The following is a 12,599-nucleotide window of genomic DNA, read 5'->3' as shown; positions in this document are numbered from 1 at the left end:
ACCCTCGGGGGCATGGACCTCCCCCTCGTCGACGGCGCACCGCAGACCGCGGTCATCACCGCCGGCGACCTGCGCCACGGACGAGAGTGCGAGTACGGCCTGCTCGTCGACCTCGACGTGCGCCTTGGGCGACGCGAGCCGGTCGTCGCCACCGTCGACCCGCTCCGTGAGCGCTTCGGCGACCTCGGCCGCGAGTACGAGCAGGAGGTCACCGCCGCCCTGAGCGCGCAGGTCGGCGCCGGGGTCGTCGACGCCCGCCGCCTCGGCCCCGACGAGGTGCTCGCCGCCCTGCGCGACCCCGCGACGCGTCTCGTCCACCAGGCCGCCGTGCGCGGGGAGCGCTTCGTCGGTCGTGCCGACCACCTGCTGCGCGGGCTCGACGACCTGTGGGTCGTCGCCGAGACCAAGCTCGCCCGCCGGGCCCACCAGCACGCCCAGCTGCAGGTGGCCGCCTACGCCCGGGCCCTCGCCGACGCGGGGGTGGCGGTTGCTCCCTTCGTCCGGCTCATCCTCGGTGACGGCACCGAGGTCGACATCCCGCGCGAGGAGCTCGCCGACGAGCTCGCCACGGTCCACACCCGCCTCCTCGAGGTGCTCGACACGCACGCCGCCGAAACGGGGCCGGTCGTGTGGGGCGACCCGCGGTGGCGGGCCTGCCTGTTTTGCGATGCCTGCCGGGCCGAGCTCGCCGTCCGCGAGGACGTCGGTCTGACCGCGGGGGTCCGCGCGACGACCCGCGCCCGGCTGCTCGACGCCGGCGTGACGACGGTGACTGCCCTCGCCTGGCGCACCGAGCCGGTCGAGGGCATCGACCCCGAGCAGCTGGCGACCCTGCGCAGCCAGGCCCGCCTGCAGATCGTCGAGCCGACGCCCGAGGCACCCCTGCCCTACGAGGTCTTCGCCCCCGAGCGCCTCGCCGACCTGCCCGCCCCCAGCGAGGGTGACGTCTTCTTCGACTTCGAGGGTGACCCGGTGTGGCGCGGCGACTCGGCGACCGACCAGGGCCTGGAGTACCTCTTCGGCTCGCTGACCGCGAGCGGCGACTTCGTCCCCTTCTGGGCCCACGACCGCGAGCAGGAGCGGGCAGCGCTCATCGGCTTCGTCGACTGGCTGCGCGCCCGGCTCGAGCGCTGGCCCGACCTGCACGTCTACCACTACTCCGGCTACGAGCGGGCTGCCCTCGCGCGGCTCGCCGCCCGGCACGCCGTCCGCGAGGCGGAGGTCGCCGAGATCCTCGACGGCGACGTCTTCGTCGACCTCTACGCCGCGGTCAAGTCGGCCGTGCGCATCGGCTCGCGTTCCTACTCCATCAAGCGGCTCGAGCCGCTCTACATGGGCGACGAGCTGCGCGACGACTCCGGCGTGACCGCCGGCGGTGACTCGATCATCGAGTACCAGCGATACCGCGAGGCGGTCGCGGCCGGCGACGAGACCACGGCCGCCGAGCGCCTCGAGGACCTGCGGCAGTACAACGAGTACGACTGCCTCTCGACGCTGCGGCTGCGCGACTGGCTGCTCGCCCACGCGGGCTGACCCGTCATGTCCCTCCGCCGTCGCCGGGTCGCCGCCGCGGCACTCACCGTCTGCGTCGTCGTCGTGGGGGTCAGGGCGGCCCGTGGCGACGGTGAGCCGACGACGCAGGTGAGCCCGGTGAGCACCAGCACGACGACCGCCACCACGACGGCGGCGCCCTCGCCGACGACCTCGGCGCGTCCGACGCTGCCCGACTACCGCTCCACCGGAGACTTCTCCCGCAGCCCGACCGGCACCCCGGTGCGCGGTCGCAGCACCGGCCGGCTCGTCACCTACCGCGTCGAGGTCGAGCGCGGCTCGGGCGTGACGACGAGCGAGTTCGCCGCCACGATCGACCGGACCCTGCGCCACGAGCGGGGCTGGACGCGCGGCGGCCACTGGCGCTTCCAGCGGATCGTGCGCCACGAGCCCGACGTGACGATCCGCCTGGCCACCCCGCGCACGGTCGACCGCGCCTGCGGCGCCGCCGGTGCCGACACCGACGGCTACACCTCCTGCCGGGCCGGCTCGGTCATCTGGCTCAACCTCGACCGCTGGTACATCGGGGTCCCCCACGTGCCCAACCTGCACACCTACCGCGCCTACCTCATCAACCACGAGGTGGGCCACGCGCTCGGCCGCGGCCACGAGCGCTGCCCGGGCCGGGGCCGACCCGCGCCCGTCATGGTCCAGCAGACCCTCGTGCTCGGCGGGTGCACCCCCAATGCGTGGCCACGCACGCCCGGGGGCCGCGAGATCACCGGCCCACCGGCCGAGTAGGTTGTCAGCCATGGTCGTGCCGGGCAGGGGTGTGGTGCGCTGCGCCCGCGCCGCCGCCTGGGCCTGCGCGGCCGGCGGCCTGTCGGTCGGCGCCCACGTCGTCGGTGGCGGCGGGCTCCTTCGGCCGGTGGCGCCGCCCTGCTCGCCGTGACGCTCCTGTGGGGCGGGCTGCTGCTCACCCGGTGGCGACTCGGTCGCACCGCCCTCACCCTGTCACTCGGCCTGACCCAGGCCGTCGTCCACGCGCTGCTCAGCGCCAGCGAGCACCCCCCTGTCTGCGCCTCTGCCGGCGGCGGCCACCACGGCATGGTCACCACCTGCGCCGACGGGTCGATGGGGCACTCTCCCGGCGCGGCGATGCTCCTCGCGCACGCGGTCGCCGCGCTGCTCCTCGCGCTCGTCCTCGCCCGCGGTGAGGACGCCGTCTGGTTCGTCGCCGGGCTGCTGCGGCCCTGCCTGCCCACGGTCACCCGGCTGCGGGTGCCCTCCCTTCGCTCGCCTGCCCCTGAACCCTGGGGCGGGCTCCCCCGCTCGGTCACCGTCCTCGGTGGTGTCGGACGGCGCGGTCCACCGGTCCGCCGCGCCCTGCCCTGGTCACCAGCACACGTCACCGAAGGACCGTCATGACCCGTACCACCCTGCGCTCTTGCGCTGCCCTGACCCTCGCCCTCGCCGCCACGGCCGCGACGGCACTGCCCGCCTCCGCGCACGTCCGCGTGACCCCCGATGCCACGGCCTCGGGCGGGTACGCGGCGCTCACCTTCCGCGTGCCCAACGAGTCGGACACGGCGTCGACGACCAAGCTCGTCGTCACCCTGCCGCAGGACCGACCGCTCGCGACCGTCTCCGTCCGCCCCGTCCCGGGCTGGACGGCGAAGGTCACGACTGCACAGCTCCCGGAGGTCGTCACCGCCAACGACCTCAAGCTCACCGAGGCACCGCGGACGATCACGTGGACCGCCGACTCCACCGCCGCCGGCATCGCGCCCGGCGAGTACCAGGAGTTCGCGATCAGCGCCGGCCCCCTGCCGACGCCCGGCGAGCTCGTCCTGCCCGCGCGTCAGACCTACTCCGACGGCGAGGTCTCCGACTGGTCGGACGTCGCCGAGGAGGGGGCGACGAGCCGGAGCACCCTGCGCCGAGCTTCGAGGTGACCGAGGCGCCGGAGGGCGGCCACCACGCCACCCCCGAGGACGAAGGGAGCGAGATCTCGTCCTCAGACACCCTCGCCCGCACCCTCGGCGGGCTGGCGCTCGTCGTCGCGCTGCTCGGGGCCGGGGTCGCCGTGGTCGGGCGGCGGAAGGCCTGACCCGATCCGGTGCGGCCCGGCTCAGCCGGGCCGCACCACCCGGTACCGCGAGGCGACGACGCCGTTGCCGAAGGTCCGGCTCGACACCTGCTCGAGATCGATCCGGGACAGCCCCTGCGGCCAGTAGGGGCGGCCACCCCCGACGACCACGGGCAGGACGAAGGGCCGGTACTCGTCGATCAGGTCGAGGGCCGCGGCCTCCGCGGCGAGCTCGCCGCCCCCGAGGGCGATCTTCCCCTTCGCCGGGCTGGGCGCGCAGGGCGGCGATCTCGTCGGCGAGGCCGCGCGTGGCCAGCCGGGTGTTGGTGCCCGTCACTTGGGTGAGCGTGCGCGAGAAGACGACCTTGGGCACCGCCCGCCACATCTGCGCCCACTCGACCGTGGAGTAGTCGGACTCCGGCTCCTGGTCCGCGGTCTCCCAGTACGACATCGTCTCGTGCAGCCGCCGCCCGAGCAGGTGCACCCCGATGCCCCGCAGCTCCTCGGTGTGCCCCGCGAAGACCTCCTCGTCCGGCTCCGACCAGTCGAAGCCGCCACCCGGCCCGACGAAGTAGCCGTCGAGCGAGATGTTCATCGAGTAGGTGACGAGGCGGGGCGTCGGTGCCATGGACCGACGCTACTGGCGAAGGGGGAGCCCGTCACCCCTCGTCGTCGGCGAGCGCCGCCAGGTAGCGGTCGGTGATCCGCGACTGGACGCGCCGCCCCACCTGTCCCGCGAGGCGGGCCAGGTGGGACGCCGGACGGGAGACGGCGGTGATGGTGAGGGTGACGTCGCCCGTTTCGCCCAGCTCCACGACGAACGACTCCTCGCCGCTCTCGGGGTGCCCGGGGAGGGTGCCGTAGGCGAAGCCGCGACGGGTGGGCTCGTCGACCACGTCCACGACCCGCACCGGCGCACGCAGGCCCAGCCGCCCCACGCCCAGGCGCAGCTCCGCGACCGCTCCGGTCTCGACCCGCTCGTGCGATGCCGTGACGGCGAGCCCGGCTCGACGGTGCATCTGCCACGTCAGCAGGGCATCGGCGGCCCGCTCGAAGTCCGCCCACCCCCGTCCGACCCGGCGGCTGCGGCGCAGCTCGTCGAACCCGGCCGGCACCACGCCCGTGCGCGTGCACCCGACAGCGGCGTAGGTGAGGGCGCGCTGGTCCATGCTCGCCATGCTGGCACGGGGACACGACGAAGGCCCCCGGCGATCCGCCGGGGGCCTTGCTGGTGGAGCTGAGGGGATTCGAACCCCTGACCTTCTCATTGCGAACGAGACGCGCTACCAACTGCGCCACAGCCCCGAGAACGTCGGTAACCATAACACCGTGATGACGCGTCGCCACAATCCGTGCGGTTACAGTCGACACACCCGACCCGAAGGACGTGCATGAGCGACAAGCGCCGCCCGAAGGGGGTCCGGTTGCCCCGTCTCCCCCGCCGGCTGCCGCAGCTGCCCCAGCTGCCGGCACCACCTCCGCAGGAGCGACAGATCGTCATCCAGACAACCCCTCCCGGTGCGGGCGGCAGCGGGGCGGTGCCGCCGGCCTTCCGGGCCGCCTCGGAGTGGGTGTGGCGCTCCCTCGTCATCGGCGTCGGCATCATCGCCCTGCTGTGGCTCATCTCGAAGCTCTCCGAGGTCGTCTTCCCCGTCATCATCGCCCTGCTGCTCGCGGCCCTGCTCGAGCCGGCCTTCCAGCGCCTGCGCGCCGTCCTGCCGCGCGGCCTGGCCGCCGGGGTGACGGTGCTCGGCACGCTCGCGGTGCTCATCGGTCTCTTCAGCTTCGTCGGCAACCAGTTCGCCACCCAGCTCGACGACATCGTCAGCCAGGTGAGTCAGGGCGTGGACGAGTCGCGCCGCTGGGCGGTCAACACCTTCGGCCTGACCGAGGGCCAGATCACGACATGGGTCTCCGAGACGTGGAGCCGGCTCACCGAGGGTGACGCCCTCTCCTCGCGCGCCGCCCAGGCGGGGCTGACGGTCGGGCACCTGCTCACCGGCTTCTTCCTGGCGATGTTCTCGCTCTTCTTCTTCCTCTACGACGGCGCGGGCATCTGGGCGTGGGTCGTGCGCCTCTTTCCCCGCGGTGCCCGTGCCAAGGTCCTCTCCTCCGGGGCGATCGCGTGGAACCAGCTCAAGGCCTTCACCCGCGCGACGATCCTTGTCGCGGGCACCGACGCCCTCGGCATCGGGCTGGGCGCCTTCGGCCTCGGCGTCCCCTTCGCCTCGGGCATCGCCCTGCTCGTCTTCATCGGTGCCTTCATCCCGATCGTCGGCGCCCTGATGTCCGGCTTCGTCGCGGTCGCCCTCGCTTTCGTCGCCAAGGGCCCGATCACGGCGCTCATCATGCTCGGCATCGTCATCGCCGTGCAGCAGGTGGAGTCCCACCTGCTGCAGCCGCTGCTCCTCGGCCGGGCCGTGCGCGTCCACCCGCTCGCGGTCATCCTCGGCATCGCGACGGGCATCGTCGTCGGTGGTGTCATCGGCGCCCTCGTCGCCGTGCCGCTCGTCGCGGTGCTCAACGCGGTGGGGCACAACCTGCTCGACCCGGTGCCCGAGGACGTCAATGAGCCCGCGGACCTCGCCGACCCGCAGGAGCGCTCCGAGATCCGGGAGGACATCGCGCAGGACACCGCCCGCTCGAGCATCGAGCCGGGCGAGTCCCCCTTCGACGTCTAGTCGGTCAGCCCCAGCCGGCGATGGCCGGCAGGTCGTCGTCCTCGACGTCGATGACCTGCGGGGTCTCGTCGTCGGCGGCCGGCGCAGCGGTCGGAGCCGGGGCGGGCTCCCGTCGGGCGGCGGCCTTCATCGTGTAGACGGGCCGCGGGACCGGGGTGGGCTCCCAGGTGCCGGGCTCCGGGGTGGTGGCGATGGGCTCCTCGACCTCGTCCATCTCGGCGGCAGCCGCTGCCGCGACCGCGGGAGCCGCGACGTCGTAGATCCGCTCGGCACGCCGGCGCGGGGCGGGCGACGCCTCGCGCGCGGCGGGCTCGGCCCGACGCGGGGTGGGAGCGGTGGCGGTGGCGGTCCGACGCTCCTGCGCCCGGGCACGACCGCGCGCCTCGCGCTCGGCCTGCACCGCCTGTCGCAGCCAGCCGAAGGCAGCGACGGTCCCGACGAGCCAGGCGAGGGCGACCCACCAGGTCAGCGGGCCGAAGGCAGCGACGAGCGTGACGACGGGCAGCAGCACGAGCATCGTCAGCAGCACCAGACCGCGGACCCGACGCGGCGCACCGACGACGGGCTCGACCATGCGGGCCCGGGCGGGGGCCCCGGCGTGCTTGACGGTCACCTCGGGGCGCGCAGTGCGCGCCGGGGTCACGGCGTAGGAGCGCGGCGTGGGCTCGGTGGCCTCACGACGCAGTCGGTGGTCGTCGAGCACCCGCATCGCGGCGGAGAAGCGGTCGACGGATCGCACGGTGGAGAGGTGGTCGCGGCGCTTGATCCAGTACTGGAGGAGGTAGACAGCCCAGATCGCCACGACGAGGACGAAGATGAGGCTGCTCGGCTGCACGGACCCAACGCTAGGCAGCCACGTCGTCAGGGTGGTGCAGGCTGGTCGGTGTGTCGCGCACGTGACGCCTGATGTTGGTGTGACAGACGTGCTCGCAGCCCTCCGGGACCCAGCTCGTCGGTGACGACGGCGAAGCTGCGGTGGTCGCGCCAGGCGCCGTCGATGTGCAGGTAGGCACGCCGCAGCCCCTCCTCGCGCAGGCCGAGCTTGGTCGCGACGGCCAGGCTCGGCGCGTTGTCGGGGCGGATCTCCAGCTGCACCCGGTGCAGTGCCCGACCCTGCGGGTCCATGAGGTGGTCGGCGAGCATCGCCACGGCCGTCGGCGCGATGCCCCGCCCGGCGACCTCGCGCCCGACCCAGTAGCCGATGCTCGCGGAGCGCAGCGCGCCCTCGACGATGCTGCTCGCCGCGACGAGACCGACGATCGCGGCGTCGACGACGATCGCCAGGGTGAGCCCGGTGCCGGACCTCGCCTCGGCGTCCAGGGCCCGCACGTACCCGCGGAAGTCGGCGGCGATGTCGCGCCGCGGCACCCGCCCGGTGGCGTCGTGGGGTCCCACGGCGTCAGCCAGTCGGCATTGCGGCGGCGCAGTGCGATGAACTCGTCACGGTCACCACGCAGGAGCGGACGAAGGGAAACCCCCTCGCCGTGCACGGTGGCGCCGGTGAGCGCGACCTCGCGGCGGCGCCTCACCGGGGCAGCTCGACCCGCCCTTCGAGACGGGCCCCCTCCGGCAGGGTCGCCGGCTCGGTGGCGACGACCTCGACGTCGCCGACGGCGCGCACGTCCGCGCCGAAGGTGACGTCACCGGTCACCTGCAGCGAGGTGCACTCACGCAGCGACGGCACCCCCTGCGGGAAGCGGTCGTCGAAGTCGTGGATGAGCTTGTACGTCGGGTCGAGCCGCACCGTCGGGTCGCCGCGGTCGATGGTGGAGACGACGCGCCACCGCTCGTCGAGCTCGAAGACGTCGGAGCGCAGCAGGAGCAGCTCGTTGGTCGTCTTGACGGGCCGGAAGCGCGAGCGCGGTACCCGCAGCGCGACGCTGCCCTCGAAGGCCTCGACTGCCGAGCCCATGGCCGACTCGATCTGGATGACGGGGGTGGAGTCGGGCCGGGTCGGGTCGACGGTCTTGCGGTTGACGATGATCGGCAGGCCGAGGTCGCCGTCGCGCTCGCGCAGCAGCTGGTCGAGCCGGTCGAGGTCGACCCACAGGTTGTTGGTGTTGAACCACTGGTGCCGGCGGATGTCCTGGAAGTGCTCCTGGTCGTCGTCGACGACCATCGCCGACTCGCGCAGGACGAGCTGGCCGTCACTGCGGCGCACCGCGAGGTGGCCGCCCTTGCGGTCGTTGAGGGTCCGCTCGGCGACCTCGACGGCGAAGGGGATGCCCTCCGCCACCATCCAGGCCGCGATGTCGGGGTCGCAGGTCGCGCCGAGGTTGTCGGAGTTGGAGATGAAGGCGTAGCGGATCCCGGCCGCGCGCATGCGATCGAGCAGGCCGGAGGCGGCGAGCGCGACGTAGACGTCGCCGTGACCCGGCGGGCACCACTCGAGGTCGGGGTCCTCCGCCCACGTCACCGGGGCGAGGGTCTCGGCGTCGAGCTTGGGCTCCATGTTTTGCAGGAAGTCCAGGGGCAGTGCCTGGTCGGCCATCTGCGGGTACCGCTCGAGGATCTCGAGCGAGCGCTCGCGGGTGCGGAAGGAGTTGAGCAGCACGAGCGGCGGCCGCGCCCCGAAGCGCTCCTCGAGGGCGATGAGCTGGCGGACGATGACGTCGAGGAAGGTCTGTCCGTCGCGCGCGACGAGTGCCGCCTTGGGCCCGGCCATGCCCATGCTCGTCCCGAGGCCGCCGTTGAGCTTGACGACCGCGACCCGGGCGAGGGCCTCGCGGCGCGCCTCGTCGTCGACCTCGAGGGCGGCGAGCTCGGGCACGTCGACGAGCGGCTCGAGGGTGTCCTCGCGGACCATCCCCTGCTCGCCTGCCGCCAGCTGCTCCCAGTAGTGCTCGAAGACGGTGATCGCCCGCTGGTCCACCCCCGCTGCAGCCATCCGCTCGACGGCCCTCGCACACCCCTCGCGACTCATGGTGGTCACCTTACGATGTCGTCCCATGGCACTCGGCGCACGATCGAAGGGGGAGACCCGCCGCCTCCTGCGGGCGCGGCGGCGCGAGATCGTCGCCACCCGTGACCTCGTCGCCGACGGCGCCGCGATCGCCGCCCAGCTCGAGGCGTCACCGCCGGCCGGGTGGTCGGCCACGACGCCCGGGACGGTGCTGTCGTACGAGTCCCTCCCCCACGAGCCCTCGACGGTCGCGGTCAACGACGCCCTGCGGGCTCGCGGCCACCGCGTGCTCGTGCCGATCACGCTGGCCGACATGCAGCTGGACTGGTGCGACCTCGACGACCCGGGGCGGACCCCCTTCGGCATCGACGCACCGACCGGGGCCGACCTCGTGCTCGCCCCGGGGCTGGCCGTCGACCGCGACGGCACCCGCCTGGGCCAGGGCGGCGGCTGCTACGACCGGGTGCTGCCGATGCTCGCCCCGCACGTGCCCGTCGTCGTGCTGCTGCACCCCGGCGAGCTCGCCGACGAGGCGCTGCCACGGGAGCCGCACGACGTGTCGGTCGGCTGGGTGCTGAGCGCCCTCGGGTGCGGCCCCGTGGCCCCCGACGGGACGACGAGGTGATCTCGAGCGGGCAGACGCCCGGCTTCGACCTCTCGGAGCTCTCGCTCGCCCTGCTCGCCGGCTCGCTCGTCCTCGTCGTCGCCGTGGCGGCCGTGCGCCTGGCCAACCGCGCCGGGCTGCCGACCCTGCTGCTCTACCTCGCGATCGGGCTCGCCCTCGGCCAGGAGGGCCTGGGCATCCCCTTCGACTCCGACCAGGCCGCGCAGGTGCTCGGCTACTGCGCGCTCGTGCTCATCCTCGTCGAGGGTGGCCTCACGACGTCGTGGTCCTCGATCCGGGCCTCGGTGGCACCGGCCCTCGCCCTGTCGACCGTCGGGGTGCTCGTGTCGGTCGCGGTCGTGGCCGTCGCGCTGCACGAGATCCTGCACACCGACTGGCAGATCAGCCTGCTCATCGGCGCGATCCTCGCCTCGACCGATGCCGCCGCCGTGTTTTCCGTCCTGCGCGTCGTGCCGCTGCCCCGCCGGCTGTCGGGGATGCTCGAGGCCGAGTCGGGCTTCAACGACGCCCCCGTCGTCCTGCTCGTCACGGCCCTCTCGCTGCAGCTCGCCGACCCCGCGGAGGCCGAGCCGTGGTGGCAGATCGGGCTGCTCGCCGTCGCCGAGCTCACCGGTGGCGCGCTCATCGGGCTCGCGATCGGCTGGCTCGGGGGCAAGCTCATGCGACAGCTCGCGTCGGGCACCTCCGGCCTGTTCTCCCTCGGGGTCGTCGGCATCGGCGTGCTCGCCTACGCGGCGGCCTCGACGGCGCACACCTCGGGCTTCATCGCCTGCTACCTCGCGGCGCTCGTCCTGGGCAACATGCACCTGCCGCACCGGCAGTCGGTGACCGGGTTCGCCGAGGCGCTCGGTTGGCTGTCGCAGATCGGACTCTTCGTCATGCTCGGCCTGCTGGCCCGCCCCTCCGGCTTCGTCGACGAGGTGCCCCGCGCGATCCTCGCCGGGCTGGTCCTGCTCCTCGTCGCCAGGCCGCTCTCGGTGATCGTCTCCCTCACCCCCTTCGGCGTACCGTGGCGGGAGCAGGCCTTCCTCTCCTGGGCCGGCCTGCGCGGGGCCGTGCCCGTCGTCCTCGCGACGGTGCCGATCACCAACAACGTGCCGGGTGTCGAGTGGGTCTTCGACCTCGTCTTCATGCTCGTCGTCATCTTCACCCTCGTGCAGGCGCCGCTCATGCCGCGGGTGGCCCGCGCCCTGCGGGTCACCGAGCCGGGCCGGGCCGCTGACGTCGTGGTCGAGGCCATGCCGCTCGAGGAGCTCGGGGCGGAGATGCTCGACGTCGCCGTCCACGAGGGCTCCCGTCTGGCCGGGGTCGAGGTCTACGAGCTGCGCCTGCCGCAGGGGGTCAACGTCTCCCTCGTCGTCCGCGGCGCGGAGACCTTCGTCCCCGACGCGCACACCCGGCTGTGGACCGGTGACCGGCTGCTCGTCGTCACCCCCGGCGCGCAGCGCGAGCGGGCCGAGCACCGGCTGCGCTCGGTCGCCCGCCACGGACGCCTGGCCGGCTGGCACCGCGACGTATGATGGCAGTGCCATGCCTACCTATGCCTACGCCTGCGCCGACTGCGGCCACGCCTTCGACATCGTCCAGTCCTTCAGCGACGACGCGCTGACGACGTGCCCGCAGTGCCAGGGCCGTCTGCGCAAGCAGTTCAACGCCGTGGGCGTCGTCTTCAAGGGTGGCGGCTTCTACCGCAACGACTCGCGGTCGACGAGCGCGAGCAGCGACTCCGCGACCAGCTCGAGCTCCTCCTCCGACTCGTCCACAGGCTCGACCGCCTCGACGACGTCGTCCACCGCGAGCTGACGCCGCTCCCACACGCCTTGGGCCGGCCCTAGCGTCGGGCCATGGCCACCTCGCGTCTCGCGCAGCACCTCCCGTCCCTCTTCGGGCCCTCCCGTCGGGCGGCCTGGCGGCTCTCGCTCGCGCGCCGGCTGCTCGCCGTGAGCGCGATCCTCCTCGCCCTCCAGCTCGTCCTCGGGGCCACCGGCGGCGAGTCCACCGAGCCGGTCACCGACCCGGTCGGTGACGGACCCCAGCTGACCCTCCCCCTCGCCCTGCCCGGCGACCACCTCGCGACGGATGACGAGGTCGACGTCTACCTGGCCGGTCGCGCGACCCCGCTCGCCACGGGCGCTCGGGTCACCGGCACCTCCGAGGGCGCGTCCGGGCAGTCCGTGGCCCGGGTCGTCCTGCAGCCGGACGAGATCCGCACGATCCTGCGCAGCATGGGGCCGGGCGGGGCTTCCGAGGGCGGGTTCGTCGTCGTGACGACGGGCTGACGGACGCGCCACGGGGGTCTCTTGCGGCGCAATGTGAGTCCGGATGGTTCACACTGTCAGGCGAGTGACGTTCGCGCGTCACGCCCCTGTACCCCATCCGAAGGGAGACCCTCATGAAGGGCTTCAAGGACTTCCTCATGCGTGGCAATCTCGTCGAGATCGCCACCGGTCTGATCATGGCGACCGCCTTCGCGGCCGTCGTCACCAATTTCACCAACTTCCTGCTCGAGGTCGTCGGTCGCATCACCGGCGGCAAGGAGTTCAACTTCGATGACATGGAGATCCTCGGTTTCCAGACCATCGGTCCTCTCCTGACCGCCCTCGTCGCCTTCCTCATCATGGCCGCGGTCGTGTACTTCGGTGTCATCAAGCCCTACACCGCGATGCGCCAGCGCTTCGTCGCGGCCGAGGAGGAGACCACCGACGAGTCCGTCGAGCTGCTCCGCGAGATCCGCGACTCCCTGCGCGCCGGCCGCGCCTGAGTCACGCCACACGGGTAGACCCCGGCCGCACGGTGATCCGTGCGGCCGGG

At 73.3% G+C, this 12,599-nt stretch carries 16 protein-coding genes and 1 tRNA gene; 11 read left to right on the top strand and 6 right to left on the bottom strand.

Going from position 1 to position 12,599, the window contains the following annotated elements; all coding sequences use genetic code 11:
- Positions 1–12: 12 nt before the first annotated feature.
- The 5 genes from AB4Y78_RS12250 (at position 13) to AB4Y78_RS12230 (ending at position 3,601) form a co-directional block, all read left to right on the top strand.
- On the top strand, positions 13–1,533 hold the full coding sequence (locus AB4Y78_RS12250) for a TM0106 family RecB-like putative nuclease (RefSeq protein ID WP_441713924.1): 1,521 nt from the start codon (positions 13–15) through the stop codon (positions 1,531–1,533).
- 6 nt (positions 1,534–1,539) lie between these two features.
- Positions 1,540–2,292: a DUF3152 domain-containing protein gene (locus tag AB4Y78_RS12245; protein ID WP_441713922.1), complete on the top strand. Its 753-nt coding sequence runs from the start codon at positions 1,540–1,542 to the stop codon at positions 2,290–2,292.
- Between the two features lie 147 nt (positions 2,293–2,439).
- Entirely contained in the window at positions 2,440–2,919 is a 480-nt protein-coding gene (locus AB4Y78_RS12240; RefSeq protein ID WP_441713920.1) for a hypothetical protein, read from the top strand.
- Positions 2,916–3,446: a YcnI family copper-binding membrane protein gene (locus AB4Y78_RS12235; protein ID WP_441713918.1), complete on the top strand. Its 531-nt coding sequence runs from the start codon at positions 2,916–2,918 to the stop codon at positions 3,444–3,446. Before AB4Y78_RS12240 ends, AB4Y78_RS12235 begins: the two co-directional genes overlap by 4 nt.
- Positions 3,443–3,601: a hypothetical protein gene (locus AB4Y78_RS12230; protein WP_441713916.1), complete on the top strand. Its 159-nt coding sequence runs from the start codon at positions 3,443–3,445 to the stop codon at positions 3,599–3,601. The genes AB4Y78_RS12235 and AB4Y78_RS12230 overlap by 4 nt, the downstream gene beginning before the upstream one ends.
- A 21-nt stretch (positions 3,602–3,622) precedes the next feature.
- Here AB4Y78_RS12230 and AB4Y78_RS12225 read toward each other — a convergent pair whose 3' ends face one another.
- The 3 genes from AB4Y78_RS12225 to AB4Y78_RS12215 all read right to left on the bottom strand — a co-directional run bounded on the left by AB4Y78_RS12225 (position 3,623) and on the right by AB4Y78_RS12215 (position 4,885).
- Positions 3,623–3,832 (bottom strand): dihydrofolate reductase family protein, encoded by a 210-nt coding sequence (locus AB4Y78_RS12225; RefSeq protein WP_441713963.1) that lies wholly within the window; start codon positions 3,830–3,832, stop codon positions 3,623–3,625.
- Between the two features lie 407 nt (positions 3,833–4,239).
- Positions 4,240–4,749 carry a DUF1990 family protein gene (locus tag AB4Y78_RS12220; protein ID WP_441713914.1) on the bottom strand — a complete coding sequence of 170 codons (510 nt, stop codon included), beginning with the start codon at positions 4,747–4,749 and terminating at the stop codon, positions 4,240–4,242.
- A gap of 60 nt (positions 4,750–4,809) precedes the next feature.
- A tRNA-Ala gene (locus AB4Y78_RS12215) sits at positions 4,810–4,885 on the bottom strand.
- Between the two features lie 86 nt (positions 4,886–4,971).
- On the opposite strand from AB4Y78_RS12215, the gene AB4Y78_RS12210 reads away from it, so the two are divergent.
- Positions 4,972–6,261 (top strand): AI-2E family transporter, encoded by a 1,290-nt coding sequence (locus tag AB4Y78_RS12210; protein ID WP_441713913.1) that lies wholly within the window; start codon positions 4,972–4,974, stop codon positions 6,259–6,261.
- 4 nt (positions 6,262–6,265) lie between these two features.
- Here AB4Y78_RS12210 and AB4Y78_RS12205 read toward each other — a convergent pair whose 3' ends face one another.
- The 3 genes from AB4Y78_RS12205 to AB4Y78_RS12195 all read right to left on the bottom strand — a co-directional run bounded on the left by AB4Y78_RS12205 (position 6,266) and on the right by AB4Y78_RS12195 (position 9,184).
- On the bottom strand, positions 6,266–7,096 hold the full coding sequence (locus AB4Y78_RS12205) for a hypothetical protein (protein ID WP_128277259.1): 831 nt from the start codon (positions 7,094–7,096) through the stop codon (positions 6,266–6,268).
- A 26-nt stretch (positions 7,097–7,122) separates the two neighbouring features.
- Positions 7,123–7,656, bottom strand: a complete 534-nt coding sequence (locus AB4Y78_RS12200; protein WP_441713911.1) for a GNAT family N-acetyltransferase — start codon at positions 7,654–7,656, stop codon at positions 7,123–7,125.
- Positions 7,657–7,786: 130 nt separating this feature from the next.
- Entirely contained in the window at positions 7,787–9,184 is a 1,398-nt protein-coding gene (locus AB4Y78_RS12195; protein ID WP_441713910.1) for a UTP--glucose-1-phosphate uridylyltransferase, read from the bottom strand.
- 25 nt (positions 9,185–9,209) lie between these two features.
- On the opposite strand from AB4Y78_RS12195, the gene AB4Y78_RS12190 reads away from it, so the two are divergent.
- The 5 genes from AB4Y78_RS12190 (at position 9,210) to AB4Y78_RS12170 (ending at position 12,549) form a co-directional block, all read left to right on the top strand.
- Positions 9,210–9,788, top strand: coding sequence for a 5-formyltetrahydrofolate cyclo-ligase (locus tag AB4Y78_RS12190; protein ID WP_441713909.1), 579 nt, complete (start codon positions 9,210–9,212; stop codon positions 9,786–9,788).
- A complete protein-coding gene (locus AB4Y78_RS12185) occupies positions 9,785–11,308 on the top strand; it encodes a potassium/proton antiporter (protein WP_441713908.1) in 1,524 nt (507 codons plus the stop codon). Before AB4Y78_RS12190 ends, AB4Y78_RS12185 begins: the two co-directional genes overlap by 4 nt.
- 10 nt (positions 11,309–11,318) lie before the next feature.
- Positions 11,319–11,591 carry an FmdB family zinc ribbon protein gene (locus tag AB4Y78_RS12180; RefSeq protein ID WP_040881078.1) on the top strand — a complete coding sequence of 91 codons (273 nt, stop codon included), beginning with the start codon at positions 11,319–11,321 and terminating at the stop codon, positions 11,589–11,591.
- Positions 11,592–11,632: 41 nt separating this feature from the next.
- Positions 11,633–12,067, top strand: coding sequence for a hypothetical protein (locus tag AB4Y78_RS12175; RefSeq protein ID WP_007926682.1), 435 nt, complete (start codon positions 11,633–11,635; stop codon positions 12,065–12,067).
- 113 nt (positions 12,068–12,180) lie between these two features.
- Positions 12,181–12,549 carry an MscL family protein gene (locus AB4Y78_RS12170; RefSeq protein WP_007926681.1) on the top strand — a complete coding sequence of 123 codons (369 nt, stop codon included), beginning with the start codon at positions 12,181–12,183 and terminating at the stop codon, positions 12,547–12,549.
- The last annotated feature ends 50 nt before the right edge of the window (positions 12,550–12,599 follow it).

It is taken from the genome of Janibacter sp. RAF52 (assembly GCF_052114035.1).
GTDB classification, from domain to species: domain Bacteria; phylum Actinomycetota; class Actinomycetes; order Actinomycetales; family Dermatophilaceae; genus Janibacter; species Janibacter hoylei.
Note: the sequence above shows the minus strand (reverse complement) of the source record. Positions and strands in the feature narration are given on the sequence as shown.